At 68.9% G+C, this 26,817-nt stretch carries 24 protein-coding genes; 9 read left to right on the top strand and 15 right to left on the bottom strand.

What is annotated here, in order from left to right; all coding sequences use genetic code 11:
- The 5 genes from B1790_RS07260 to B1790_RS07240 all read right to left on the bottom strand — a co-directional run.
- Positions 1-1,169 (bottom strand): DUF222 domain-containing protein (locus tag B1790_RS07260; protein ID WP_079922542.1); only part of this gene is annotated, 1,169 nt, incomplete at its 3' end.
- A gap of 126 nt (positions 1,170-1,295) precedes the next feature.
- Positions 1,296-1,910 (bottom strand): histidine phosphatase family protein, encoded by a 615-nt coding sequence (locus B1790_RS07255; RefSeq protein ID WP_198951935.1) that lies wholly within the window; start codon positions 1,908-1,910, stop codon positions 1,296-1,298.
- 24 nt (positions 1,911-1,934) lie between these two features.
- The gene (gene disA / locus B1790_RS07250; protein WP_079922553.1) at positions 1,935-3,053 is read right to left on the bottom strand and encodes a DNA integrity scanning diadenylate cyclase DisA; all 1,119 of its coding nucleotides are present in this window, start codon (positions 3,051-3,053) and stop codon (positions 1,935-1,937) included.
- A gap of 8 nt (positions 3,054-3,061) precedes the next feature.
- Entirely contained in the window at positions 3,062-4,468 is a 1,407-nt protein-coding gene (gene radA, locus B1790_RS07245) for a DNA repair protein RadA (protein WP_079922540.1), read from the bottom strand.
- Between the two features lie 46 nt (positions 4,469-4,514).
- Complete coding sequence (locus tag B1790_RS07240) at positions 4,515-5,108, bottom strand: hypothetical protein (protein ID WP_079922539.1); 594 nt, start codon at positions 5,106-5,108, stop codon at positions 4,515-4,517.
- A 305-nt stretch (positions 5,109-5,413) separates the two neighbouring features.
- Between B1790_RS07240 and carD the strand changes: the two genes are divergently transcribed.
- The 4 genes from carD to rlmB are packed head-to-tail and all read left to right on the top strand — an operon-like array spanning position 5,414 to position 8,791.
- Positions 5,414-5,902: an RNA polymerase-binding transcription factor CarD gene (gene carD / locus B1790_RS07235; RefSeq protein ID WP_056560753.1), complete on the top strand. Its 489-nt coding sequence runs from the start codon at positions 5,414-5,416 to the stop codon at positions 5,900-5,902.
- Between the two features lie 17 nt (positions 5,903-5,919).
- On the top strand, positions 5,920-6,417 hold the full coding sequence (gene ispF, locus B1790_RS07230; RefSeq protein ID WP_079922538.1) for a 2-C-methyl-D-erythritol 2,4-cyclodiphosphate synthase: 498 nt from the start codon (positions 5,920-5,922) through the stop codon (positions 6,415-6,417).
- Positions 6,418-6,446: 29 nt separating this feature from the next.
- Positions 6,447-7,853 (top strand): cysteine--tRNA ligase, encoded by a 1,407-nt coding sequence (gene cysS, locus B1790_RS07225; RefSeq protein ID WP_255407251.1) that lies wholly within the window; start codon positions 6,447-6,449, stop codon positions 7,851-7,853.
- Positions 7,853-8,791, top strand: coding sequence for a 23S rRNA (guanosine(2251)-2'-O)-methyltransferase RlmB (gene rlmB, locus B1790_RS07220; RefSeq protein ID WP_079922537.1), 939 nt, complete (start codon positions 7,853-7,855; stop codon positions 8,789-8,791). The genes cysS and rlmB overlap by 1 nt, the downstream gene beginning before the upstream one ends.
- Here rlmB and B1790_RS07215 read toward each other — a convergent pair.
- Both B1790_RS07215 and B1790_RS07210 read right to left on the bottom strand, forming a co-directional pair.
- The gene (locus B1790_RS07215) at positions 8,788-11,316 is read right to left on the bottom strand and encodes a PEP/pyruvate-binding domain-containing protein (protein WP_079922536.1); all 2,529 of its coding nucleotides are present in this window, start codon (positions 11,314-11,316) and stop codon (positions 8,788-8,790) included. The genes rlmB and B1790_RS07215 overlap by 4 nt on opposite strands.
- Positions 11,313-12,278: a hypothetical protein gene (locus tag B1790_RS07210; RefSeq protein ID WP_079922535.1), complete on the bottom strand. Its 966-nt coding sequence runs from the start codon at positions 12,276-12,278 to the stop codon at positions 11,313-11,315. Before B1790_RS07210 ends, B1790_RS07215 begins: the two co-directional genes overlap by 4 nt.
- Before the next feature lie 62 nt (positions 12,279-12,340).
- On the opposite strand from B1790_RS07210, the gene B1790_RS07205 reads away from it, so the two are divergent.
- Positions 12,341-12,967, top strand: a complete 627-nt coding sequence (locus B1790_RS07205) for a TetR/AcrR family transcriptional regulator (protein WP_079922534.1) — start codon at positions 12,341-12,343, stop codon at positions 12,965-12,967.
- Here B1790_RS07205 and B1790_RS07200 read toward each other — a convergent pair.
- Genes B1790_RS07200 through bluB form a run of 5 tightly spaced genes read right to left on the bottom strand, consistent with a single transcriptional unit; the run spans position 12,943 to position 17,826 of the window.
- Entirely contained in the window at positions 12,943-14,181 is a 1,239-nt protein-coding gene (locus tag B1790_RS07200) for an MFS transporter (protein ID WP_079922533.1), read from the bottom strand. The two genes, B1790_RS07205 and B1790_RS07200, sit on opposite strands and share 25 nt — an antisense overlap.
- 51 nt (positions 14,182-14,232) lie before the next feature.
- Positions 14,233-15,498, bottom strand: a complete 1,266-nt coding sequence (locus tag B1790_RS07195) for an SLC13 family permease (RefSeq protein ID WP_142271105.1) — start codon at positions 15,496-15,498, stop codon at positions 14,233-14,235.
- Positions 15,471-16,391 (bottom strand): MBL fold metallo-hydrolase, encoded by a 921-nt coding sequence (locus B1790_RS07190; RefSeq protein ID WP_079922532.1) that lies wholly within the window; start codon positions 16,389-16,391, stop codon positions 15,471-15,473. The genes B1790_RS07195 and B1790_RS07190 overlap by 28 nt, the downstream gene beginning before the upstream one ends.
- Positions 16,391-17,155 carry a LamB/YcsF family protein gene (locus B1790_RS07185; protein WP_079922531.1) on the bottom strand — a complete coding sequence of 255 codons (765 nt, stop codon included), beginning with the start codon at positions 17,153-17,155 and terminating at the stop codon, positions 16,391-16,393. Before B1790_RS07185 ends, B1790_RS07190 begins: the two co-directional genes overlap by 1 nt.
- A complete protein-coding gene (gene bluB, locus B1790_RS07180) occupies positions 17,143-17,826 on the bottom strand; it encodes a 5,6-dimethylbenzimidazole synthase (protein WP_079922530.1) in 684 nt (227 codons plus the stop codon). Before bluB ends, B1790_RS07185 begins: the two co-directional genes overlap by 13 nt.
- 24 nt (positions 17,827-17,850) lie before the next feature.
- On the opposite strand from bluB, the gene B1790_RS07175 reads away from it, so the two are divergent.
- The 3 genes from B1790_RS07175 (at position 17,851) to B1790_RS07165 (ending at position 22,124) form a co-directional block, all read left to right on the top strand.
- A complete protein-coding gene (locus tag B1790_RS07175; protein WP_079922529.1) occupies positions 17,851-18,666 on the top strand; it encodes a sulfurtransferase in 816 nt (271 codons plus the stop codon).
- Between the two features lie 132 nt (positions 18,667-18,798).
- Positions 18,799-20,985, top strand: coding sequence for a YncE family protein (locus tag B1790_RS07170; RefSeq protein ID WP_158083783.1), 2,187 nt, complete (start codon positions 18,799-18,801; stop codon positions 20,983-20,985).
- 38 nt (positions 20,986-21,023) lie between these two features.
- Entirely contained in the window at positions 21,024-22,124 is a 1,101-nt protein-coding gene (locus B1790_RS07165; RefSeq protein WP_079922527.1) for a LacI family DNA-binding transcriptional regulator, read from the top strand.
- Here the strand turns inward: B1790_RS07165 and B1790_RS07160 are convergent, their stop codons facing one another.
- Genes B1790_RS07160 through kstR form a run of 3 tightly spaced genes read right to left on the bottom strand, consistent with a single transcriptional unit; the run spans position 22,125 to position 24,375 of the window.
- Entirely contained in the window at positions 22,125-22,982 is an 858-nt protein-coding gene (locus B1790_RS07160) for a phosphotransferase (protein WP_079922526.1), read from the bottom strand.
- Positions 22,983-23,019: 37 nt separating this feature from the next.
- Positions 23,020-23,766 carry a trehalose-phosphatase gene (gene otsB / locus B1790_RS07155; protein WP_079922525.1) on the bottom strand — a complete coding sequence of 249 codons (747 nt, stop codon included), beginning with the start codon at positions 23,764-23,766 and terminating at the stop codon, positions 23,020-23,022.
- 3 nt (positions 23,767-23,769) lie between these two features.
- A complete protein-coding gene (gene kstR / locus B1790_RS07150; RefSeq protein ID WP_162253333.1) occupies positions 23,770-24,375 on the bottom strand; it encodes a cholesterol catabolism transcriptional regulator KstR in 606 nt (201 codons plus the stop codon).
- 310 nt (positions 24,376-24,685) lie between these two features.
- Here kstR and B1790_RS07145 point away from each other — a divergent pair, with 310 nt between their 5' ends.
- Entirely contained in the window at positions 24,686-26,803 is a 2,118-nt protein-coding gene (locus tag B1790_RS07145; protein ID WP_079922523.1) for an acyl-CoA dehydrogenase, read from the top strand.
- Positions 26,804-26,817 lie beyond the last annotated feature (14 nt).

Raw genomic sequence — 26,817 nt, 5'->3', positions numbered from 1 at the left:
AGCTTCTTCGACGGTCGGTAGCGCGGTTCGGGTGGCGCTTGGCCGGGATGAATGATCGCGGTGATGGTGGCCCCTTGGCTGGCGCGGCAGGCGATCGCGCCGGGCAAGAACTGACCGCCCATCAGTGCCGCGGGCCGCAGGCTGGCGAGGTAACCCGGGTTGGGGGTGAGGGCTTCGGTGAGCGTCAGCTCGGGTAGCGGCTTGGTGAACGAGGCCGGGGATTCGCCGTCGAGGGCGGTGCGCTCGTCGGACTGGTTCACAGCGGCATCATCGTCCGAGTCCTCGCCCTGGCCCTCGTTGTCGGGAACGCTGGGCTCGGTCTCGGGTGGGACCGGCGCCTCGGGTGCGGGAGCGGCGCGACCCTCGACGGTGTCTTGGTGCGCGATGACGTAGACCACCACCCCGGTGGACGGCGGGTTCTGTGCGGCGGCGCAATCCGCGGACTCGCACTGGCAGGCCAGCCGGTCGCTGCCGTGGGCCAGCGCCCCCATGGCGTCGGCCCGGCGTTGGTCCTTGGTGCGAGGGTCGGCGGGGCACACCGTCTCGGCGAACGCGTCCAGTCGGGCGTCGAGGGCGCGGGCGTCGGTGGCGAACAAGGATCCGAAGAGGGCGGCAAGCCCGCTTCCGTCGTCGACGGTGATGTCCATGCTCCGGCTGCGGGCCTTGGTCTGGGTGCGGCGCACTGCTTGTGGGTCGACTTCGGCGATGAGTGCATCGACGGTCTTGCTCAGCTTGTCGGCCGACATCGGTCCCCACGATCCGAACGCCCCGGCCAACGCCGCGTCGAGCGCGCGGAGGGCGTCGGGGTCGGTGACCAGCGCTGCGCGCAGGGTGATTGCCCTGACCGGTGGGTAGGTGATCAGTCCAGCGAGGAATGCGGCGGCCACCTTGGGGAACCGTTCCTCCAGCGAGACTCCGACGAGCAGCATGGTGGAGGCGGCTCCGGGGGTGAGGGACTGGGTGGCGCCGATGTGGGCGACCACCGCATCCCAGTTGTCGACGCACCATTGGTCGCGGCTGGCTGACCCGGAGGCGGCGTGTGCGGCGTCGAGGATGGTGACCATCGCCGCGACGCGGCGGGCGCAGGCGGCGGATTCAACTCGGGTCCACGCGTCCACGGCACTGGCACCTGATGTGCCAGTCGTACCGGAAACCAGCGAGTCGAACATGCATTCGAATTTACTCTTGGCGACCGAAGGGTCCACCGATTTCTTGGCCGTAGACCCCAATCTGGGGATGGATGACCAACTGTGCACAACTTCGCCGCCATAGCCCGAATGTGTCAGTGCCACATGCTAAGTCGACCGCAGATGATCGGTACTCGCCAGCGTCATGACCGATCGATTGTGGAAGTGGTCGTCCTGGTGCAGGGTGGTGATGCTCCCCGGCCCGCCACGGAAGTGCACGTACCCGAGCGCGTCGACGGGCATGCCGATCCAAGCCGCGACGACGTAGGTCAGCGCAAATCCGTGGGTGACGATCACCTGCCACTCGACCGGCCGGGCCAGCACGTCGTCCATGACGGCGTAGACGCGTTCGGCGAAGGCCGCCTTGGTCTCCGCACCGTCGACGCCCTCGTCATGGAGCATCCGCTCTCCGCTCGGCGGCGGAGGTACGAACCGACTCTCGAGCCAGCTCTGCGGTCGGCCCCCCGCGATCCCGTACGACTTCTCGCGCAGGCGCCGGTCGAACGACGGCGTCACCCCCAGGGGCGTCGCGATCGCCTCGGCGGTCCGCTGACAACGGATCAGGTCGGAGGAGAAGACGTCGACCGGCGCACCGCCGGGGATCGCGTTGCGGACGGCGACGGCGGCCGACTCGGCCTCGCGACGGCCGACGGCGGTGAGGTCGGAGTCGTACCACCCGCCGACCAGCCCGTCGACGTGATGAGTCGCCTCAGGATGCACCACGACGAGGACGGTGCGCACCGAGGATCAGGCCAGCTGGTCGGCGATCGTGGACTCCGCCAACTGGGAGAGTCCCTCGCGGATGTGCCGGGCCCACATCGACCCGATGCCGTCGACCGACTGTAGGTCGTTGGCGCTAGCGGCCAGCACGCCCTGCAGCGACCCGAAGGAGCGGACCAACAGGTCGACGTGGGCGAACTGCAGTCGCGGGATGCCTGCCATCGCGCGGTAGCCACGGGAGCTCATCGCGGAGTCTTGCGCCTCCAGCGTCGACGGGTAGCCGAAGACCCTGGCCAGCGCGGTGAAGTCGAGGAGTTCGTTGTCGCTGAGGGTGTCGAGTTCGTCCAGAGTCGCGAGCACCTGCGCGGTCGAAGGCGGATCCGGGTTGGCGTGATAGTCGCGCGCAATTAGTTCGCGGGCGGTGTCGTTGTCACCGACGAGTTCTTCGAGCTGCAGCTTGAGCTGGCGTCCGTTGGTGCCGAGTTCGACGACGTCGGCGTCGATCTCGAGGCTGATCCGGCGGACCATCTCCAGGCGCTGCGCCACGGTCATGACGTCGCGCAGCGTCACGAAGTCTTCGATCTCTGCGGTCGAAAGCTGTCGGTTGACCTCGTCGAGCCGGGCCTTGTACCGCTCGAGTGTGGCGATCGTCTGATTCGCCCGCGACAGGATCGTCGCGGAATCGGGCACCACGTGTCGCTCGCCGGCGACGTAGACGGTGACGATGCTCATCGAATGGCTAACGGAGACAACGGGATAACCCGTTTGTACGGCGGTGCGCTCGGCTGACCGGTGCCGGGTTCCCGACTCGTCGGTCGGGATCGAGGGATCGGGGACGAGCTGTACGTTGGCCCGCAGGATGCGGGTTCCGTCGCTGGACAGCACGACCGCGCCGTCCATCTTGGACAACTCGCGAAGCCGCGTCGGCGCGTAGGCGATGTCAAGAGCGAAGCCGCCGTCACAAATCGCCTCGACGGCGTCGTCGAACCCGAGCACGATCAGGGCGCCGGTACGCCCACGCAGGATGCGCTCGAGGCCGTCGCGAAGCGCTGTACCCGGGGCGAGCTGACCGAGGGTCTCACGCAGTGTCGGTCGAGCGAGCTGAACGACATTGCCGCGCCCGCTTCTGGCAGCCTTCACGGCGATCACCTCTCCTAGCGTCGGCCGCCATTGTCCCTCACATTGTCGGAGATGTTCCTGAGCACCCGCAAGGCCCCCGAGATGTTGTCCGCGGACTGCACCGTCAACCCTGCGGGAACGTCCTTCACTCCAGGCGGGATGACGGCGCACGTGAACCCCAGCCGGGCCGCCTCCGCCAGGCGGCGGTCCATGCCCGTCACGCGGCGAAGGTCGCCCGCGAGGCCGACCTCGCCGATCGCGACCACTGTCGTCGGCATCGGAATGTCGGCATACGCCGACGCGATCGCCAACGCCACCGCCAAGTCGGAGGACGGGTCGGTCAGGCGCATGCCGCCGACCGTCGACAGGTAGATGTCGTTCTGCCCGACGTTGAGGTGCGCGCGCTTCTCTAGGACGGCGGTGATCATCGCCGCGCGGGCCGAGTCGATGCCGCTGACCGCACGCCGCGGATTGCCCGCCGACGCTGAGCCGATGAGCGCCTGAACCTCGCCTATGAGAGGCCGCTTGCCGTCGAGGGTCACAGTCACCGAGGTGCCCGACACTGGTTGTGGGCGTTGGTCCAGGAACAAGCCGGAGGGATCGGCGACACCCTCGATCCCGTTGTCGTGCAACAGGAAACAACCGACTTCGTCAGCGGCGCCGAAGCGGTTCTTCACCCCGCGCACCATGCGCAGCGCCGACGAGCGGTCGCCTTCGAAGTGCATCACGACGTCGACCAGGTGCTCCAGCGAACGGGGTCCCGCGATGGCGCCGTCCTTGGTCACGTGGCCGACGAGGATGATCGCGACGCCGGTGGTCTTCGCGGCCATCGTCAGTGCCGTGGTGACGGCCCTGATCTGGGTGACGCCGCCGGTGACTCCGTCGGCCTCGGTGGTCGACATCGTCTGGACCGAGTCGACGACGATGAGCGACGGCTTCACCTGCTCGATGTGACCGAGCGCGGTCTGCAGGTCCGACTCGGCCGCGAGGAACACCTCGTCGTGCGTGCAGCCGGTGCGTTCGGCGCGCAGCCGGATCTGGCCCGCCGACTCCTCGCCCGACAGGTACAGCGCTCGACGACCGGATTCGGCCCAGCGATGGACCACCTCGAGCAGCAGCGTCGACTTGCCGACGCCGGGATCGCCGGCGAGCAGCGTCACCGAACCGGGGACGAGGCCGCCTCCCAGAACCCTGTCGAGCTCACTGACTCCGGTCGGGAAGTGCCTGGTGGAGCCGGGATCGATCGAGCTGATCGGGACGGCGGGCGAACTTGGTGCGACGGCGCGATTGGTGGCAGCGCCCGAGATCGGGGTGAGGACGGCGATCTCGTCGACCGTGCCCCAGCTGCCGCAGTCAGGGCACCGGCCAACCCACTTGGCAGTGACGTGCTGACACTCCGAACAGCGGTGCTGCGAACGCGCCTTGGAACCGACCTTTGCCACGTGCCGACCGTATCGGTCGGCACCGACAGAACGGTGCCGGCGAAGGTCAGTGGCCGCCCGTGTCGGCTTCGGAGCCCGCCTCGACCGCTGCCTCGCGGCGCGGAGTCTCCCCTGCGGAGATCGGCACGTTGAGCTCCGTCTGGCCGGAGCGCTCGAACGTGAAGGTGAACGGGTAGTTGAGGCCGTTGCTGATCGGCTCGGTGAGCTGGACGGAAGCCTCGACGGTGCTCGCGCCCTCGGTGGCGTCCAGTGCGCTCGGCGTGCCGTCCGGCGTCCCCACGATCAGGGTGCCCCCCGCGGGCACGGTGAGATTCCCGGTGAGGCTTACGGTGCCGACGCTGGACGTGATCGACACCAGCCGGTCGTCCTTCTCCGCCGATTCGTTCACGGCGACGAACAGCAACTCGGCGTCGCCGCCGGGCCGGACGTAGTCGGAGGTCTGGGGTGCGCGCAGGTGCACGTTGCGAAGCGCGATTCCCGAGGTGGGGTCGCCGACCCAGGCGAGGGTGCCGTTGACGGCAGGCTGCTGCGACGCCGACTGGGAGATCTGCCCTGCGCTACAGCCGGACAGGACGATGGCGGCCGACAGGCCGCAAGCGGCCAGCGCGACGGCGGAAGTCCGCGTTTTCGAGAGCGTCACTGAAGCCTCCTGCTCGGCGACGGGACGACCGTGACGTGCATCCCGAGTGTCGACTATGCAGAGTAGTAGGTGGTGTGGAGCGGCGGAAGCCGAGGGCTGGCGACGGGGCTCTTCGCACCGCTCGAATCGGCCCTGCGAGGGCCGCCGATCGTCCGCTGGAGGTTTGCCGAGCGGCCTTCGCGTTGCACGGATTCCTCACCCTGTCAACCCCTCGTCTTCACCCGCGGTGCCCCTGACCTGCATCGTTGCGCAACACGTGTCTTAGCTCCGTGCTAACATTGGGTTGTGAAAGGGGCTCGAATCTGATGATTTTCAAGGTCGGAGACACCGTTGTCTATCCACACCACGGTGCTGCATTGATCGAGGCGATCGAAACCCGAACCATCAAGGGCGAGCAGAGAGAATATCTCGTCCTCAAGGTTGCGCAGGGCGATCTCACCGTTCGAGTTCCTGCTGACAACGCAGAGTACGTCGGCGTCCGCGACGTCGTCGGCCAGGAGGGCCTGGACAAGGTCTTCCAGGTGCTTCGCGCCCCGCATACCGAGGAGCCGACCAACTGGTCGCGTCGGTACAAGGCCAACTTGGAGAAGCTGGCCTCTGGTGACGTGAACAAGGTGGCGGAGGTCGTTCGCGACCTGTGGCGTCGTGATCAGGAGCGCGGGCTGTCCGCCGGCGAGAAGCGCATGTTGGCCAAGGCCCGCCAGATTCTCGTTGGCGAGTTGGCTCTTGCCGAGAACACCGACGAGGAGAAGGCCGAAAGCATCCTCGACGAGGTTCTGGCAGCAGCTTCCTGACCTTTCAGGGGCGCTCCATGGTGCCGAGAATCGGTCTGGGTACCGATGTGCACCCGATTCAAGCTGGGCGGCCGTGTTGGCTGCTGTGCTTGTCCTTCGATGACGCCGACGGCTGCGCTGGGCATTCCGACGGAGACGTCGCGGCTCATGCGCTGTGCGACGCTCTGCTGAGCGCAGCCGGTCTTGGCGATCTTGGTTCCGTCTTCGGAACCGACCGTCCCGAATGGCGCGGCGTCGGCGGCGCCGACATGCTGCGCCACGTGTCCGGGCTGCTCCGCGCCGAAGGCTTCCGCGTCGGCAACGCCGCCGTTCAGGTAATCGGAAATCGACCGAAGATCGGTCCGCGCCGCGCGGAGGCGCAACAACTTCTTTCTCAGCTGCTCGACGCGCCGGTGTCGGTGTCGGCGACGACCACCGACGGGCTCGGCCTGACGGGTCGGGGCGAAGGTCTGGCCGCGATCGCGACGGTGCTGATCGTGGAAGATGAGGAGCAGAACAGTAGTGTGGACGATTGAAGGCTGACGGGCCGGTAAGCTGGCCCGTCGTGACCGTTCAGCCCCTGCGAATTCACGACACCATGACGGGTGTGGTGCGTGACTTCGTCCCCCTGCGCGACGGACACGCGTCCATCTATCTCTGCGGCGCCACGGTCCAGGGTCTGCCACACATCGGCCACGTCCGCAGTGGCGTGGCGTTCGACGTACTGCGTCGCTGGCTGACGGCGAAGGGCTTCGACGTCGCCTTCATCCGCAACGTCACCGACATCGACGACAAGATCCTCAACAAGGCTGCCGACGCCGGCCGGCCGTGGTGGGAGTGGGCGGCGACCTTCGAGCGCGCCTTCACCTCCGCATACGACGCCCTCGGTGTCCTGCCCCCGTCGGCCGAGCCGCGCGCCACCGGGCACATCACCCAGATGGTCGAGCTGATCGAGCGGCTGCTCGCCGAAGGCCATGCCTATACGGGTGGCGGGGACGTCTACTTCGACGTGTTGAGCTATCCCGACTACGGCCAGCTGTCCGGCCACCGGATCGACGACGTGCACCAGGGCGAGGGCGTCGCGACGGGCAAGCGCGACCCGCGTGACTTCACCCTGTGGAAGGGCGCCAAGCCGGGCGAACCGTCGTGGCCGACGCCGTGGGGCCCGGGTCGCCCGGGCTGGCACACCGAGTGCGTCGCCATGTGCGAAACGTACCTCGGGTCGGCGTTCGACATCCATGCCGGTGGGATGGATTTGGTGTTTCCGCATCACGAGAACGAGATCGCGCAGGCACGGGCGGCCGGTGACGGCTTCGCGCAGTACTGGATGCACAACGGCTGGGTCACCATGGGTGGCGAGAAGATGAGCAAGTCCCTCGGCAACGTGTTGGCGATTCCCGCTGTGCTGCAACGGGTTCGCGCCGCGGAACTGCGGTACTACCTCGGCTCGGCGCACTACCGGTCGATGCTGGAGTTCTCCGAGAACGCCCTGCAGGACGCGGTGAAGGCTTACACCGGCATCGAGGAGTTCCTGCACCGCGTGCGCAACCGGGTGGGGACGATCGTTCCCGGCGACTGGACCGAGAAGTTCGGCGCCGCGCTCGACGACGATCTGGCCGTCCCGGCCGCGTTGGCCGAGGTGCACGCCGCGCGGGCCGAGGGCAATCGTGCGCTGGACGCGGGGGACCACGAGACCGCGATGAGGCACGCCAGGTCCATCCGGGCGATGATGGGCATCCTCGGTTGCGACCCGCTCGACGAGCGCTGGGAATCGCGCGACGAGACGTCGGCGGCCCTCGCAGCGATCGACGAGCTGGTCCAGTGGGCGCTCGCGGGTCGCGCGGAGGCCAGGGAACAACGAGACTGGGCTAGGGCCGACGAGATTCGCGATCGGCTCAAGGCGGCCGGCATCGACGTCACCGACACCGCAGACGGACCACAATGGGCGCTCGTCGACGGGAGCAACAAATAATGGCAGGCAACTCCCAACGACGTGGAGCGGTACGCAAGGCGGGTACCAAGAAGGGGCCGACGATCGGCTCCGGCGGTGTCCGCAGGCGCGGGTTGGAGGCCAAGGGTGCCACCCCGCCGGCGAGTGCGCGGCCGCACCACCCCGCCGGAAAGCGGGCCGCCGCGGCGGCCCGCAAGGACCAGGGGAGGCACAAGAAGACCGACGAGACCGAGGTCGTACTCGGCCGCAACCCCGTATTGGAGTGCTTGCGCGCCGGCGTGCCGGCCACCGCCCTGTGGGTGATGCTCGGAGCCGAAGCCGACGAGCGCCTCACCGAGTCTGTGCAGCGCGCGGCCGACAAGGGCATCTCGATCCTCGAGGTGCAGAAGCACGACCTGGACCGGCTCAGCGCCAACGGTCTTCACCAGGGCATCGCCCTGCAAGTGCCGCCGTACAACTACGCCCATCCCGACGACTTGCTGCGTGTGGCCAAGGCGGATTCGACGCCGGCTCTGCTGGTGGCGTTGGACAACATCTCCGATCCCCGGAACCTGGGTGCGATCGTCAGGTCGGTCGCCGCGTTCGGTGGTCACGGCGTGCTCATCCCGCAACGCCGGTCGGCGTCGGTGACGGCCGTCGCGTGGCGCACCAGTGCTGGCGCTGCCGCGCGGCTTCGCGTCGGGCGGGCCACCAACCTGACCCGCACGCTGCAGAGCTGGAAGGACGAGGGCCTGCTGGTGGTGGGTCTGGACGCCGGTGGTGACACCCAGCTCGACGAGGTCGACGCGAGCGGTCCGATGGTCGTCGTGGTCGGCTCCGAGGGCAAGGGCCTGTCCCGCTTGGTGCGGGAGAACTGCGACGCGATCGTGTCCATCCCGATGGCGGGACCGACGGAGTCGTTGAACGCCTCGGTGGCCGCGGGTGTGGTACTGGCGGAGATCGCCAGGCAGCGTCGCTAGGAGCCTTCGTCCGGACCGAGGGTGACGGTTCCTCGGTGTCCGTCCACGGCGACGTCGGCCCGATCGGCGATCACGGTGGTGGCGCCGGTGATTCCCCCGACGGCCGGGATGCCGTATTCGCGGGACAGGATGGCGCCATGGCTCAGCTTTCCACCGGTTTCGACGACGAGCCCCGACAGTAGCGGGAAGACGCTGGTCCAGCCCGGGTCGATGTTGGGGGCGACGAGGACGTCGCCGGCTTCGACCCTTCCGAGATCGGACAACGTGTGCACGACCCGGGCTCGGCCGCTGGCTTGGCCGCGGCAGAACGCGGTGCCGGCGATCGAACCCTCCGGCAGATCCGCGTACCCGGCCGACGATTCGTCGTGCACCTCTGTCTCGACGTCGTCGAAGAGGTAGGTGGCGGGTAACCGGCCGGTATTGCGGGCGAATTCGCGGCGCCTGATGTCGAGCTCGCCACTCAGGTCGACGCCGGCCCCACCCCCGGAGATTGCCGAGAAGAACTCGGCGCCGTGCAGCAGGAATACGTCGTCGCGGTCGGCGAGCATTCCGCGCCGCACCAGGCGTGCGGCCTGCTCGAGAACTAGTGCGCGGAGGTGGGTGAGCAGGTAGTCGAGGTGGTAGCGCTGGTTCTCGCGATACCGCGTGTAGTCCTGGACCAGTGTCATCAGTCGGATCAGGATTGGAGCCCGCACCCATCTCGCCGGTCCTCTGCGGAGTTCGGCCAGGGCGGCTGCTTCGGCGGCGATTCGGCGGTCGTGAGATGAATTCGACTGTGGTGCAGCGGTATCCGTCGCGCGCAATTGGGCGCGGACGAGTTCGAGGATGAGGTGCGGTTGCTCTCGCCACCGGGGCCTGCCGATGTCGCGGCTGTCGGATCGGTGCCCGTGGCGAGCGAGGAATTCGTCGTAGCGCCGCCAGAACTCTGCGTCCGCGGTGCTCTCGCGGGCGTCGTGATAGGTCCCGCCGGTTCGTATGGAGTCTGCGAGCTCGCCATCGTCGAGCGCCAATTGGGCAAGGCGGACGATCTCGGTGTTGATGGTGGCCGTCTTCGTATCGTCCAGTCCGCCGATGACGTTCTGGTACAGCTCGCCGGAGTCGTCACCACACCAGCTCGCCAACAGCCGTTCCAGTAGCGCATGAAGAAAGCCGTTGTAGATGGTCATGCCCCAACGCACGATCCGAAAGTGCTCCTCACCGAAGGCGTTGACCTCGTCGTACTGGCGACGCCACTCGTCGTCGCCGAGCGTTCCGTAGTCCTGGGTCAGCTTGGGGACGATGCGGTGTTCGATTGCCGCGCAATGGCGTTCCAAGGCGACCAGGTTGCCTCGAAGTCCGCTGCGTCCGCGGTCCCGCCACGGGGCCAACACGAAGCCGACGAGGAAGCGGGGATCCCATCGGGCGTCCCGGACCCGGTCCAGGACCACGGGCGGGAACCACTGGTCGGCACCGTTGGACCGCATCGACCTCGGCAGCATCCGCAGGCCCTCGACGAAGTACGCACCGCTGAAGTAGCTGTAGCCGTGGTGCAGGCGAACCGGAGACATCGCCGCCATGTCGCGGCGGCCCTGCAGGGCGGCCATCTCCTTCATGCTCATCTCGACGATCCAGGGCAGCATCAGATCCTCCGGCAGTGGCAGCATGCAGTCGGAGAGATACTCGTCGCCGAACCGACGCGACCACACGTCCACGGGATCCGGGTTGGGCAGGTTGGTGATGGGCCGGTCCTGCAGCGCGAACAGCCGTCCGCCCGCAATGGCCCACTCCAGGTCGCGGCGTGGACCGATGCGCTCGGACACGGTCTTCGACAGCGCGTGCAGGTCAGTCAATTGCGTTGCCGTCAAGCAGAATTGGCCCCGTCGGTCGGCATCGACGTCACGCTCGTGGACACCGCGGTCCCAGACGGCCTCCAGCGCCTTGCCGCCCAGCTGGCGGCTGCGGGTGACACCGGTGCTGCGATCCAGGACGAAGTTGTCCGGGTCGGTGCGACCGGAGACCACCGTCTCGCCCAACCCCCAGGCCGCGTCGATGACGATTTCGGAGGCGAACGGCCGCAACGGGTTTGCCGTCAGTAGCACCCCTGCGACGTCGGGGGCGATCATCCGCTGCAGGATCAACGCCATGCCGCCGGACTTGCCGTGCTCGTCGCGATAGGTGGTGGCGCGCTGGCCGCCGAGGGATGCCCAGCACTGGCGGACCGCGTCACGGATGCCGTCGAGGGAGTCGACGCCGAGAACCGTCTCGTACACGCCTGCGAAGGACGCGTCGGCGAGGTCCTCGGAGACGGCCGAACTGCGTACTGCCCAGGGCGTTCCAGGGAACAGGTCGACGACGTCGGACCACCAGTGTGCCAATTCGTTGTCCAGACACGTGTCGCGGGCAACCGCGTCGAGCGACGTGTCGGCGGTGATGCACCACGCCTCGGGTACGGGCAATCCCGCCGCCAGCAGCCGGAGCAAACCCTGCCCCTTGCCGCCGATCACCTCGGCGTCAGCGTCGGTATCGGGTTGCAGCGCAATGATCATCGGAGCCTCGACCTCAGTGCGTCCGCGGCGACGGGAAGCAGCGTCGGCAGCCGTCGGAGCAGTTCGCGTGACCCCGCGTGCCAGGTGTGCTCCACTACGCCGGCACCGCTCAGCCGCGATCCGTCGTCCAGTCGGGCCTCGAACCGGGTGTGCGTCTCGTGGAGCATCATCCCGGTCTTGAACAACGGAACCTGACTGATCCCGCGGCCGCTGACGTGGAACGTCGCACCCTCGTCGTCGACGATCGTCAGTTTGGCGTCGCGCGCGCTGTGTTCGCCGCTGGAGGTGTAGCGCAGCTCGAAGCTGGCCACGGCAGTCGTGCGGCCGCGGCGGCTGACGAAGCCCGACTGCATGGGCTGGCCGTCAGCGAACGTTTGCGTCACGGTGAACGCCAACTCGTTGCCGAACTGCGCGGAGATCCAATCCCAGCCGGAGATGCCTGCCCAGTCCCGTGGGCCCCACGACTTGTCGCGAGTCCCGAACCCGGTGATCCGGTGTTCGTGGCCCCGGATGACGGACCGGCCGGCGATGACCCCGGGGTGTTCGAAGTGACGGTGTGCGATGACTTCGGAGCCGTTGTGGCCGAAGTCGAAGGCCGGTGCAGACGCCGTCCACGCCAGGTTGAGTCCGTCGCGGCCAGCCAGGGTGAGCTCCCAATGCTGCAGCGGTTCGGTCATTCGGAAGGTCAGCCGGCCGACGGTAAGGCCGTCGGCGCAGCGCAAGGCCAGGGGGTCTCCCTGGATGGGTACGTCGACGGCTCCGTAGACGAACTCCCGCCGGCCGTCGCGCATGGTGACGACCACCGCGTCGGCCTGCCGCTGAGCGAATCGGTAGCCAAGGCGGGCGAAGCCCAGCGCTTCGCGCTCGACGTCGACCCAATTGAAGTAGAAGCTCTCCTGCCAGTGCGGCGCGGCACCGGGTGTATGCAGCTCTTCGTCGGCCGCTGCGATGAGGTTGACCATGACTCCAGTCAAACGTGAGCGATAGCTCGCTTTCAATTCGCGTTCCGTGCCACACTTCTCCGATGTCCGTCGTCCGCTCCGGCCCGCGAAAACTCCCGCGACAGGAGCGGTCGCGCGCCACGGTGGAACGCATCTTGGAGGCCGGCGCTCGCGTACTGATCGCGTACGGGTACGACGGCGCGTCCACCAACCGCATCGCGCGGGCGGCAGGGGTCAGCCCGGGCTCGCTCTACCAGTACTTCACCGACAAGGACGCCATCACCGCTGCGGTGGTGAACCGCCTTGCCGAAGACGTCAGCGCGAACATCTCGACCGTCTTCCGAAGCATGACGGGACGCTCACCCGAGGAGGGCACCAGGGTGGCACTCACCACTCTGGTCAACGCCCTCGCCGCCCAAGCCGATCTGCTGCGGATCGCCGTCGAACAGGTGCCCCGCTTCGGTGAGACCGACGTCCTGGCTGCGCTCCTAGCCCGTGGCCGCGACCTGGTCTACCACCAACTGCTCGCCAATAGCAGCCGGCTTCGGCATGACGACCTCGACACCGCCTCGTGGTTCGTGGTGCAAACCACCACCCAGTTGGCGATCCGCTACACCGTCGACCGCCCACCGATTCCCGTCGACCGCTTCGTCGACGAGCTGAGCCAGCTGCTCGTTCACTACGTCTACGAGTCGGCCGACGGTGCGTGACCAACGCCTTCCGACTTGGTCTCCGGCATGAAGCGGGCGTAGAGGACCAAGCCGACGGCGGCCACGGCTGCCAGCGTCCAGAACGCGATCGTGTATCCCTCGGTGACGATGACGAACCCGGCGACCGTCGCGCTGAGGGCGGCGCCGACGCCCTGCACGGTCGACACCGCGCCCTGGGCCACGTTGAACCGTCCTGTTCCTCGGGTCAGGTCGGCGATCACGATGGGGAACAGCGCCCCGAAGATGCCCGCACCGATGCCGTCGAGTGCCTGCACGGCCAGCAGCCACGCCGCGTTGTCGGACACCGTGTAGAGCAGGCCGCGAGCCGTCAGCACCGCGAACGCGACCAGGAAGATCGGTTTTCGGCCCCAGACGTCGGCCTTGCGGCCGACCACGATCGCCACCGGGACCATGACCAGCTGCGCGGCCAGAATGCACAACGCGACCAGGGACGTGGCGCTGTCCTTTCCGACGACGCGGGTCAGGAGCTGGCTGACCGAGGTGAGCATCGCAGCGTTGGCGAGGTGAAAGGTGAACGCGATGATCGCGAAGATCAGCAGCGGGCGGTTGGTCACCAGCGTGGTCCAGGCGCCGACGGACTTCCCGTCGTCGTCGGGGGTGAGGCCGCGGGCCAGTTCGTCGTCGATCTCGTCGCCGCGGATGCGCGTGGTGGCCACGACGCTGAGCACGGCAAGCACGCCCATCAGCCAGAACACCACCACCGGGCCGAGCGACCAGGCGAGAAGGGCGGCGACGCCCGCGGCGGTGGCGTTGCCCGCGTGGTTGAACGCCTCGTTGCGGCCGACTCTTGGCGCGAACATCCGCGGTCCCATCAGACCGAGGGTGACGGCTGCGATCGCCGGGGCGAACACCGCGGCGGCGAGGGACGCCACCGACTGGCTGATCGCGATCAACGCGAACCCGCTGACGAAGGGCAGCACCAGCGAGCTGACGGTGACGGCAAGGGCGGCGACGACGATGATCGCCCGCCGGTTCTTGATCCGGTCGATCAGGATGCCCGCCGGGGTCTGGGAGAGGAGTCCGACGACGCCGGCGATGGTGATCACCGAGCCGACCGTGGCCTCGTTCCAGCCGTGTTCGGGTCCGCGGACCGCGAGGAGATAGATCGCGAGGTAGGGGCCCAATCCGTCGCGGACGTCGGCCAGGAAGAAGTTGACGGCGTCCAGCGCGCGCAACGACTGGCGTGACGGCATCACGTGCGTCGTCAACGATCACCTCGTTCGGTTCGGAAGGTCACCAGCAAGCTATCGCACCCCGAACGTTTCGATGCCCACCCACAGGCCCAACACAGCGACGACGAGGGTCACCGGGACCGTGACCAGCCCGACGCGACTGAACTCAACGAACCCCGCCGGTAGGCGTTCGCGCTGCACCACGCTGCGCCACAGCAGATTCGACAGCGAGCCGGGGTATGTGAGGTTGGGTCCGACGTTGACTCCGATCAGCACGGCGAGCACGGCGGCGGGTCCCATCCCCGCGACCAGCGGCAGCAAAACCAACACGGCGGGCAGGTTGTTGACCACGTTGGACAGCAGCGCGGCCGCCACGGCGATGCCAAGCAGCGCGGGCAACGTCGTGCCGGTCGGCAACAGGTGCCGCATCGCCTCGTCGAGGCCGTGTTTCATCACCGCGGTCACCACCACGCCGAGGCACAGCACGAACGCGAGGAACGGCACGTTGGCGGCCGCCGCGATGCCGGCCACGCTGCTGCGGCGACGGACGAGTCCTCGCACCCCGAGGACGACCGCGCCTGCGAGTGCCGCCCAGGCGGGCGCCACGTCGAGAAGCGAGGTGGCCGCGAAGCCGACCAGGGTCAGTGCCAGCACGACGATCACGAAGACCGGCATCTCCGCCGGTGGTGGTGTCACGTGGTCGGTGGGCCGCTGGGCCAGCTCGCGACGGAAGAACCAGCGCAGCAGGACGTACTCGGCGGCGATCGCGAGTAGCCACGGTAGTGCCATGACGGCGCTGAAGTGCGCGAAGGTGAGGCCGGCGGCGGAGAAGGCCAGCAGGTTGGTCAGGTTCGACACCGGCAGGAGGAGGGACGCGGTGTTGGCCAGGTGCGCGGTGGCGTAGGCGTGCGGTCGAGACGGGATGCCGAGGGTGCGGGCGGTCGCCGTCACCACGGGTGTCAGCAGGACGACGGTGGCGTCGAGGCTGAGTACCGCGGTCGTCGTCGCCGCGATGGCGAAGACGGTGCCCATCAGGCGGTGTGGTTCGCCTGCGCTGCGGCGGGCCATCGCCACACCGGCGGCGTGGAACAAGCCTTCGTCGTCGCACAGCTTGGCCAGCACCAGCACCGCCGCGAGGAACCCGACCACCGGCAGAAGGTCGTCGACCTCGACCATGGCGTCGTCGAGCGACACCACTCCGAGCGCGATCAGCAGGCCCGCGGCGGGTATCGCTGCGACGGCCTCTGGCCACCCCCGCGGCCGGAACATCGCGAATGCCAGGACGACGGCCAGCGCGCCGAGCGCCAGCGTCAGCTCCACGGGTCGGCGCGCTCCCATGGTGCGGGGAGGTGCAGTGCCACAGCGTCTTCGGTCGCCAGCCGGGCCAACACTCGCATCGACGCGTCGAGGTCGTCGGCCGCGTATGGCAGCGCGCGCACCGGTTCCCGGAGTGGGCCGAAGAAGTCGTCCCAGTGGACCAGGACGACGCGCCTGGCGCCCACTGCGCGCACCGCCTCGTCCCAGTAGTCGCGGAGGTAGCGCTCGGGCTGCAGCCCCAGCTGTCCGACGCCGAGGTAGACGACGTCGGCCCGCTGTCCTCGCAGTCCGCCGGGGACGAAGCCTGCGCTGCCGACGACGAGGAGGCGTCTGTCGGTTGGGCGGTGGTGGATCAGCGTCGACCACGCCTCGCCGCACCGGTACGCCGAGGCCCGCACCGGCGGGACCGGTGGTTCGGTGATGGTGCCGGGGAACCGGTCGGGCGGACAGTGGTTGCCGACGACGAGGGTTACGTCGAACGCCCCCAACGACATTGGTGCACCCGGGGTGACGACCACGAGTTGGTCTTCTGGCAGTCCCGCCCCGCGGCCTAGCTGAGCCGCCGACGTGCCGCCGACGAGCTTCGCGCCCGTGCGCTGGGCCACCACCGCCGAATCCATCGCGTGGTCGAAGTGGGTGTGGACGGGCAGGACGGCCTCAAGGCGTTCGACTCCGAGGCGGGCCAGGCATCCGTCGATGCGGGGTAGTGAGGGGGCCAGCTTCCGGAGGCCGACGGTGAGAAGTCTTGGGCGGGTGAAGAATCCGTCGGTCAGCAAAGCCGACTGGCCGTCGTCGACGAGGAGGGTGGTCACGCCCGCCCACGTCACGGTCAGCGGCGACTGGCACGTCGCAGGCGGTTGGTCGAAGTACCGACTGTAGTCGGCGAGGTTCGGCCGGCCGAGCTTGAGACGCATCAGGTGAACGCCTTCACGACGACCCCGTCGGCGGCCAAGCGGGCGCGGACTGCCGTGGCGCTGCGCACGGCGCCCGGTGAATCTCCGTGCACGCACACAGATTCCGCGATGATGGGGATGGTCGTCCCGTCGGCTGCCTCGACTGTGCCGCGCCCGACCATCGAGGACACCCGGGCGGCGATGGCCTCCGCGTCGTCGAGGACTGCGCCGGGTTCGCGGCGCGAGACCAGCCGTCCGTCGGGTTGGTAGGCCCGGTCGGCGAAGGCCTCGGCGACGGTGCGCAGGCCGAGGGCGCCGGCTGCGGAGAAGAACGCGGAACCAGCCAGCCCCAGCACGGCCAGACCCGGGTCGACGGCGTGCACCGCCTTGGCGACCGCGTCGGCTTGACCCTCGTCGTGGACGATCGTGTTGTACAGCGCGCCATGGGGTTTGACGTAGCTGACCGTGGATCCGGCGGCGGCGGCCAGGGCCTGGAGGGCGCCGATCTGGTAGATCACGTCGGCGATGAGATCGTCGGCTGCCATGTCGATGTAGCGTCTGCCGAACCCATGTAGGTCGCGGTAGCTCACCTGTGCTCCGATCCGGACGCCGCGGCGGGCTGCGGCTCGACACACCGTCGCCAAGCCGGCCGGGTCGCCTGCGTGGAAGCCGCACGCCACGTTGGCGCTGGTGACCACCTCGAGCATGGCGTCGTCGTCGCCGAGTTGCCACACCCCGAAACCCTCGCCGAGGTCGGCGTTGAGGTCGACGGTCACGGGGGACACGGCGGCAAGCCTACGGCGGGCGCGGGTTGGCCCGCCCAGCCGTTCTCCGAGACGAATTCGTCGAGCGGCCTGCCGAACGTCCACTCGTCGATCTCCAGCGCGGGCCGGTCGGGGAAGTCCGGAACCGGGCCGAGGCACAGGATCGCCACCGGCTCGGCGTCGTCTGGCATTCCGAGCAGCGGACCGAGGCGCGCGGGGTCGAAGATCGACACCCAGCCCATGCCCAGGCCCTCCGCACGGGCCGCAAGCCACAGATTCTGGATGGCGCACGACACTGAGGCCAGATCCATCTGCGGCAGGGTTCGGCGCCCGAAGACGTGCTTGTCGCGCCCGTCGCGCAGCGCCACGACGAGCAGTTCGGCGCAGTCCAGCACGCCCTCGACCTTCAACCGGAGGAACTCGTCGGCCCGCGGACCCAGTGCCGACGCGGTCTGCCGACGTTCGTCGGAGACGATGTCGTGGATCTGGTGGCGCAGGGCGTCGTCGGTGATGCGGATGAACCGCCACGGCTGCATCAGTCCGACGCTTGGGGCGGCGTGTGCAGCTGCGAGCAGTCTGGCGAGGACCTCTTCTGGCACGTCGCCCGGTGCAAACCGGCGCATGTCGCGGCGCTCGGCGATGGCTCGGTACACGGCCCTTGTCTCCGCTGCGCTGAACGCGTGCTCGCCCACACGGGTCAGCGTACGTTCGAGTGCGTGAGATCCGAAGTATTGGTCACCGCAACCGAACTCGAGGAGCTGATCGCGGGAGGTGCGCCGCCGAGAATCCTGGACGTCCGCTGGCAGTTGGCCGAGCCGGACGGCAGTGCGGCCTACGAGGCGGGCCACCTTCCCGGCGCGGTGTACGTCTCCCTCGACGACGAATTGACCGATCACGCCGTGACTGGCAAGGGGAGGCACCCCCTGCCGTCCGGCGCCGCGCTGCAGGCGGCGGCGCGGCGGTGGGGAATCCGGGACGGCGACCCGGTCGTGGTCTACGACGACTGGAACCGGGCCGGGTCGGCGCGCGCGTGGTGGGTGTTGACGGCCGCCGGTCTGGCCGACGTGCGCATCCTCGACGGCGGTCTGGCGGCGTGGCGAGGCGCTCTGGAATCCGGCGTCGTCAACCCCGAGCCGGGTGACGTCACCCTCACCCATCCCGACCTCTACGCGGGGGCCATGCCGACGTTGACCGCCGACGAGGCCGCGGCGCTCGGCTCCCGGTTGGCCGACGCACGGGCACCGGAGCGCTTTCGTGGCGACGTCGAGCCCGTGGACCCGGTCGCGGGTCACGTCCCCGGCGCCGTCAACGTGCCGAGCACGTCGCTGCTCGACGCCGACGGCGCGTTCCTCCCCACGGCCGACCTCGCCGACGCACTCGGTGACACCGCCGGTGCGTACTGCGGGTCGGGTGTCACCGCGGCGGTGGCGGTCGCCGCGCTGGCCGTGGTCGGCGTCGACGCAGCGTTGTTTCCCGGGTCGTGGTCGCAGTGGAGCGGCGAACCGGCTCGCCCCGTCGCCACGGGCGGCTGACGTGACGAGAGTCGGCGGCATGGGGTCGTAGGCGGCAGAACCATAGGGGAATCCCCGATGCGACCGGTCCGCATTCGGGGCGATCATCTACGAGGACGACGTCGGAAGGGACAACGGCGAGGGGCATCGGCGGTGAGCAACACGAAACGCCTTCGATGCGCGGGGGCCCTCGCAGTGGTGTTCGGCGTTGGTGCGGCGGCGATGACCTATCCGGGTCTCGCGGCTGCCGAACCAACGTCTGAGCCGTCGCCCGGCGTGTCGCAGGTCGAGAGTTCGGGATCGGGGGACCCGGACTCGAAGGCGGAGCCCGGGGTGGTGTCGTCTGGGGGGTCGACACCACCCGTGGGGGCGGGTTCCGTCGATGCCGGGTCGGGGTCTGACGCATCGTCAGACCCCGATCAGGCTCTCGGGTCGACGGGGTCGACGACCGAACCGGCGCCCGGCGTCTCGGTCCGCAGTTCCGGCGGTGCGCTTACCTCGAGTGAATACGAGCAGGGGTCATCCGACGGCGCGTCCTCGTCGAGCGGAACCGAGCCGGTCGCACAGGAATCCGTTGCGCAGGAACAAGCCGCGCCCCAGGACTCGCCGGTCGTCACGCCACCCACCGCGGAGCCGATCGCCATCCCTGCCCCGGAGGCCGCGCCCGTCGCCGTCCCGACTGCGGCCGCTGCGGTCCACGACGACGCGAAGGCGGCCAGGGTCTTCACCGCGGACGTCATCGCCGCGACGTCGAATAGCGTTGTCGTCACGGCGATCTCGTCGATTTCGCTGGCGACCGTCTCGTTCGGCGGCGGTGGCGGCGCCGGGACGTTCCTGGGCGCCGCGGCCGGCGATCAGACATCCGTGGACGAGCACGGGGCGGCCCACGCTACGGCCGTCGCGGCCCGCGGCGTGTCCACGGCGCCCGCCGAGGACTCGACTCGTGAACGGGCGAGTACCTTCACCGGCGTCATCGCCGCGGTGTTGGCGCCCTTCGTCGTCCCGGTGCCGGGGAGCCCGGCGGACACCCCGGCGCTGTGGGCGGTACTGGCCTGGGTGCGGCGTCAGTCCGAGCCCGGCACCGTCGGCCATCGGCAGCTGTCGGTCGCGGATCCACAGCGGACCGAGCTGGTCGACGCCGACCCGCTGGCCGCCCCGGGTGCGGTCGTCGACCGGGTCGACCGCATGTCGGGACGAGTGGCCGGTCACGTCAACGTCGTCGGCCATCCCATTCCACGTACCTACTCGTTGGTCCGGCAGGTCGACCGTCGGCTCGGTGCCGCCACGGTCGACGCCGACTCCGGGCAGTGGGCGTTCACGCCAACCCAGGCCGCCAGGCTGGCGGCACACCTGAATCCGGGCGACGGAGTCGCGATGTTCGCGGTCGCGGCGTCCGACGGTCAGACGGTCGACGTTCGCGCGCCCGTCGACCCGGCCGAGGCCGCCGTCACCGACACCATCGACGTCGGCAGCGGGCTCACCTACGGTCTTGCGGTCATCGGGGACCGCCTGTACGTCCTCAACGGTTCCGACGACGCGGCAGGCAACGGATCGGTGAAGGTCGTGGACACCACGACCAGAACGGTGGTCGGTTCGGTCGAGGTCGGCAGCATGCCGTTCGCGCTGGCAGCCAGGGGCGGAACGCTCTACGTCGGGAACGCCGACGACGGCACGGTCTCGGTGGTCGACGCCTCGACCAACACCGTCGTCGACGTCATCGACGTAGGCGCCAATCCGTTTGGTCTCGAGGTCAGCGGCGACCGCCTCTACGTCGCCGATCTCGCCGGAACGGTGTCGGTGATCGACCTGGCCGACAACACCGAACTCGTCCGGATCCCCGTCGGCGGTGACCCATTTGGGCTCGCCGCCACGGCGGACCGGGTCTACGTCACCAACTATTCGGGCGGCACGGTGGCGGTACTGGACCAGACGACCAACACCGCCGATCACGCGGCGACCGGCGGATACCCGTACTACGGTGCCGTCGTCGGCAAGCGGTTGTACGTCGTCAACGCCGCCACCAACGCCCTCACCGTGGTGGACGGGTCGACCACCACGGCCGTGGAGATCGACCCCAAGACCCGTGCGCTCGACGCGATCCCACCGGACGCGGCCCCGGTCGACATGATCGTCCGAGGCGACCGCCTGTACGTGAGCAACATCAACTGCGGAACCGTCACGGTCGTCGACGCCGCCACCAACAACACCGTCGCGACCATCGGGGTCGGCATCCAGCCCGGACTGATGGCCGCGAGTCGCGACGGCCGCACCGTCTACGTCTCCGACGTCATGGGCGGCACCGTCCGCGTGATCACCAGCGTGCGCCACGCAGCCCGATGACGGTGTGAACTGCGGGGAATCGGCTAGCGTCATACTCCATGCCCAGAGGACCTGCGCCACGCCGGCGAGCAACCCTGGCGTCGTTGGCCGCCGAACTGAAGGTCTCGCGCACCACGATCTCCAACGCCTACAACCGGCCGGATCAGTTGTCCGCCGATCTTCGTGAGCGCGTTCTGGCAACGGCCAAGCAGCTGGGTTACGCCGGACCCGATCCGGTCGCACGCTCGCTTCGCACCCGGCGCGCGGGTGCGGTCGGCCTGATCCTCACCGAGCCGCTCAACTACTCGTTCCGTGACCCGGCGGCGCTGGACTTCGTCGCGGGCCTCGCCGAGTCCTGTGAGGCGGTGGGACAGGGGCTGCTGTTGGTCGCCGCCGGCCCCAATCGCAGCGTCAGCGACGGGACCGCCGCGGTGCTGTCCGCGGGCGTCGACGGTTTCGTCGTCTACTCGGCCTCCGACGACGATCCGTACCTTCAAGTGGTCGCGCAGCGCGCGCTGCCGGTGGTGGTGGTCGACCAACCACGGGACGTCCCCGACGCCTCGCGCGTCGGCATCGACGACCGCGCCGCGATGCGCAGTGTGGCCGACTACGTCATCGGGCTCGGTCACCGACACATCGGAGTCCTGACGATGCGCTTGGGGCGCGACTGGCCCCACGGTGACGCCGATGCCGCGGCGGCCGATCTGGACCGCATGGACAACCCGCACTTCTTCGTTCAGCGGGAGCGCATTCAAGGCACTCGTGAGGCCATGAAGGATGCTGGCTTGCAACCTGATTCGTTGACGGTGGTGGAGACTCGCGATCATCTTCAGGCCTCCGGCGGGGCGGCAGCCGAGGTCGCGCTGGACATCAACCCTCGAATCACGGCGTTGATGTGCACCACCGACGTGCTCGCACTTTCGGCGATGGACTACCTGCGTGGCCGTGGCATCTACGTGCCGGGGCAGATGACCGTCACCGGATTCGACGGTGTCCCCGATGCATTGGCGCGCGGGCTGACGACCGTCAAGCAGCCCAGCGTCGAAAAGGGGCGTCGGGCCGGCCATTTGCTGCACAACCCACCACGGTCGGGCCTGCCTGCGCTGGAGATCCTCGAGACCGAGCTGGTGCGCGGACGCACGTCGGGCCCGCCCGCCTAGCTAGGGTCCGGTGAAGAGCGGCGTCGAACGCCATTGTGCGAGAGCGGGTTCGACTGCCCCGACGAGCATCGGCAGCTGGGGAGCCATGGCAAGGCAGGCGACCGTCGCGAGAGATCCGGCGGTCTCGACCAGGCGCAGCACCCGGGGGTCGGAGGCCCGCAGGCCGAGGCGCACCGCTGCCTCATCGTAGGTCGCCACGCCATCCGCGCCGGCCAGTGCGACGTCGGACTCGACCGGCCCAAGGGTGACGAGTTCGAAGTCCGCCCAGTACTCGCCGGCTGGGGTGGTGATCATGTTGTGGAACGGTGCGTCGCCGTGGATCGTCTGGATTGCCACCCCTGGGAACTCCCGCTCGAAGGCGTCCCGGCTCGACACGATCGGCTCGACGGTCGACCATTCGCGCCGAGCCCGGTCGAGATCGGCCGCGGGCAGCAGGTCGGGAAGGCTCTCCAGCGCGGTCAGCCCGTCGGGGACGTAGGTGGCGAAGGGAGCCCAGAGGCCCAGGTTCTCGTCGGTGTAGTCGGCGAGCACGGCATGGAGTTTCGCGGTCATCGCGAGGCGAGCGGTGGTGTCCGGCTCGGGAACCAGGACCTCTTCGACCAGCTGCCAGAACGTCATCGAGAACCCTTCTTGCACAACGGGTTCACGTGGGACCAGCGGGCTGGGTGGTACGACCGGATGGCCGTGGTCGGCAAGCCACCCGGTCACGGCGAGCTCCGCGCGCTGCTGCGCGAGTTGAGCGTCCGGCCGAAGCGCGTACGACGGCGGCAGCACGGTCGGCACCCGGACCACCACGGGGCAGGGGGCCAAATGGACGACGACCGAGAACACGTCGTAGAGCACGCGTGGTTCGCGCACCTCGAGCCCGAGCTGGCGGCCCGCCGCCGACCACGCGCTAGCCGCGGCGTCGCTCGAGCAGGTGGCTCAGTGCCTCCGCGACGTCCTCGGGGGAGTCGACCCGGTAGGCCGCCAGCGTCTCGCCGGGGCCGACCTTCACGCCGACGTCGGATCCGACCATGCGCCGGAACGCCTTCTCGTCGGTGACGTCGTCGCCGAAGAACACCGCGGCCGTGGCGTCACCCCGTCGGCGGAAGACGTCGACCGCCTCGCCCTTGTCGGTGGAGATGACCGCGAACTCCAGCACGTTCTTGCCCGCGGTGATCTCGGCGCCCGAGACTTCGCCCACCGAGTGGGCCGCGGTGAGCGCGGCCTCGCCGTCGGCGGCGGAGGCGTTCCTGACGTGAAGCGCGACGCTGGCCGGCTTGAGCTCGACGGTCACCCCTGGCCTGCCCGCCGCGATCGAGTTGAGTTCGGTGGTGATCGTGGCCAACAGCGTCTCGTCGATTTCGAGGGCGAAACCGGTCTCGAACTCGGCGCCGTGGCTGCCGACGAGGTGCACGCTCGACGGCATGCCGGAGTACTCCCGCAGCACGGCAAGGGCGCGTCCGGAGACCAGCGCGACCTCGGTCGACGGCAAGTCGGCGATGGCGATCAGCGCCTCGGCTGCCTGCGGCAGCGGCCGGGCGTCGGAAGGACGGTCGACGAGCGGGGCGAGGGTGCCGTCGAAGTCGGAGGCGACGAGCAGCCGCGGGGTGGCGGCGACGGCGTCGAGGGCGCGGACGAGGTCTGCCGGGAGTGCCACCGTTCAGATCTTAGGGTGTTCCCCGTCGCCGATCAGCAGTCGCACGGCGAGGTCCAGTCGCTTGCTGACGTCGGTTGCCGAGGCGCGGCGGGTGAGCCAGGCCAACAGGTTGGACAGCCACACGTCGGAGATGACGCGGGCGATGTGGAACTGGTCCTCGGTGGGCTCGCCGTCGCTCATCGCCCTGGCGAACATGGAGTCCATCAGCTTTCCGACGTGGTCGACTTCACCCGAAGCCGACGCGTCGGCGAAGACGAAGGCGCGGGTCATGGCCTCGGTCAGCAGCGGGTTGCGCTGCATCGAGCGGTTGAGCTTCCCGACCATGACGTTGAGTCGCTGGTAGGGAGTGCCCCCGGTCAGCGACGCCCGGTCTGTCTTGGCGTCGATGCGTTCGAACTCCCGGCCCAGCGCGGACACCAGGAGGTGCACCTTGGACGGGAAGTAGCGGTACAGCGTGCCCACCGCGACGTCGGCGCGCTCGGCGACCGCACGCATCTGAACTGCCTCGTAACCACCCTTGGACGCGATGGCGAGGGTGGCGTCGAGGATGCGCTTGCGGCGCTCGCGCTGGGCCTCGGAGCCCAATTCGGACTCGGCCAGGACGGCCACCTTCGTCACCTGGCGCGGGCCGGTGGTCGACGACGACCCCGAACCCGAGCTGGTTGCTGCTGACTCGCTTGCTGGCACAGAAGAACCGGACATGCGGTAGGCATCTCCTTCGTAGTACGCACTAGGTGAAAACGATACGCACGCGAATCAGGAATGTCCCACCTCCGTGCCCCCGGGTCGCCGACTTGTCCTGGCGTAATGGCAGTCGACTTGACGTTAGAACGATGTCACCATTAGAACACGTTCTAGTGAGAAGCATCGTCTTCTCTCCAAGACCCAGGAGGGCCCGACCATGGCTTCGACAGGTGCGGTGTCCGCCACCATCACCGACGATCAGTTTGCCGTACGAGAGCTCGTCCGGGATTGGGCGGCATCCTCTGGCGCCATCGCCGCGGTGCGCGGCGTCGAGGAGGGCGACCCCGAGTCGTGGCGGCCGGTCTACGACAGCCTGGCTCAGCTCGGCATGTTCGGGGTGGCCGTGCCCGAGGAGCTCGGTGGTGCCGGCGGCAGCGTCGAGAACCTGTGCCTGATGGTCGACGAGGCGGCCGCCGCGCTGGTGCCCGGCCCGGTCGCGACGACCGCGCTGGCCACGCTGGTGATCACCGACGAGAAGCTCCTCGACGCGCTGGCCTCCGGGCAGCGCACCGCGGGGGTCGCGCTCGGTTCGGACATCACCTTCGACGGCACGACCGCGACGGGCACGGCGAAGTACGTCCTCGGTGCTCTGGTGGACGGGGTTCTCGTGCTGCCCGCCGGGGATGGCTGGATCCACGTCGACGCCACCGCCGCCGGGGTGACGGTCGAGCGGCTGGAGGCCACCGACTTCTCCCGCCCGTTGGCCCGCGTCGAGCTGTCGTCGGCCCCGGCCACCAAGATCGACCTGCCGCACCAACGGGTCGTCGACCTCACCGCGACCCTGCTGGCCGCGGAGGCCAGCGGGCTCTCGCGGTGGTGCCTGGAGACGGCCACGGAGTACGCGAAGGTGCGCGAACAGTTCGGCAAGCCGATCGGCAGCTTCCAGGCGGTCAAGCACATGTGCGCCGAGATGCTGCTGCGCGCCCAGCAGATCGGCATCGCCGCGACCGACGCGGCCGGCGCGGTGACCGACGCCGACCCCGACCAACTCTCGATCGCGGCCGCCGTCGCCTCGGCGGTCGGCATCGAGGCCGAGAAGGTCAACGCCCGCGACTGCATTCAGGTGCTCGGTGGCATCGGCATCACCTGGGAGCACGACGCGCATCTCTACATGCGACGCGCCTACGCCAACGCCCAGTTCCTCGGCGGCAGGTCGTCGTGGCTGCGCCGGTGCGCGACGCTGACTCGCGACGGGGTGCGTCGTCAACTCCACGTCGACGTCACCGACGGTGAGGACGTCAGGGCCGAGGTCGCGGGGATCGTCGCCGACATCGCCGCGCTGCCGGAGGAGAAGCGGCAGGCCGCCCTCGCCGAGAAGGGTCTGATGGCACCGCACTGGCCCAAGCCCTACGGGCGGGCGGCGTCCCCCGCGCAGCAGTTGGTCATCGACCAGGAGCTCGAGGCGGCGGGCGTGGTGCGGCCGGACATCTCGATCGGGTGGTGGGCGGCCCCGACGATCCTGGGTCACGGCAGCACCGAGCAGATCGAGAGGTTCATTCCCGGCACGCTGAACGGTGACGTGTACTGGTGCCAGCTGTTCAGTGAGCCGGGCGCCGGATCCGATCTTGCGGCGTTGCGCACCAAGGCAATTCGCACGGAAGGCGGCTGGCTTCTTAGCGGTCAGAAGGTGTGGACGTCCAATGCGCATCGCGCGGACTGGGGCGTCTGCCTGGCCCGCACCAACCCAGACGCTCCGAAACACAAGGGCATCACGTACTTCCTGGTCGACATGAAGTCCCCGGGCATCGACATCCGTCCACTGCGCGAGATCACCGGCGAGGCCCTCTTCAACGAGGTCTTCTTCGACGACCTCTTCGTGCCCGACGACATGGTGGTGGGACCGGTCGACGGCGGCTGGCCGTTGGCCCGCACCACGCTGGCCAACGAACGGGTCGCGATGGCCGCCGGCGGAGCGCTCGACCGGGGAATGGAACACCTCCTGGAGGTGCTGGACTCACGCCAAGACGCCGGGGATCTCGATCCCGCCGAGGCCGACCGCCTCGGGGTCCTCATCGTCGCGGCTCAGGTCGGGGCGCTTCTCGACGCGTTGATCGCGAAGATGGCGGTCGGCGGTCACGACCCCGGTGCTCCCTCGAGCGTGCGCAAGCTGATCGGCGTGCGGTACCGGCAGAATCTCGCCGAGGCGATCATGGATTCCCGGGACGGCGCGGGCATCGTCGACTCGCCCGACGTGCGGTACTTCCTGAACACCCGGTGCCTGTCGATTGCCGGTGGCACCGAGCAGATCCTGCTCAACCTCGCCGGCGAGCGACTGCTGGGGTTGCCGCGGTAGAAGCGGGTTTCGTC

Source organism: Mycobacterium sp. AT1 (assembly GCF_002043095.1).
Lineage (GTDB): Bacteria > Actinomycetota > Actinomycetes > Mycobacteriales > Mycobacteriaceae > Mycobacterium.
Note: the sequence above shows the minus strand (reverse complement) of the source record. Positions and strands in the feature narration are given on the sequence as shown.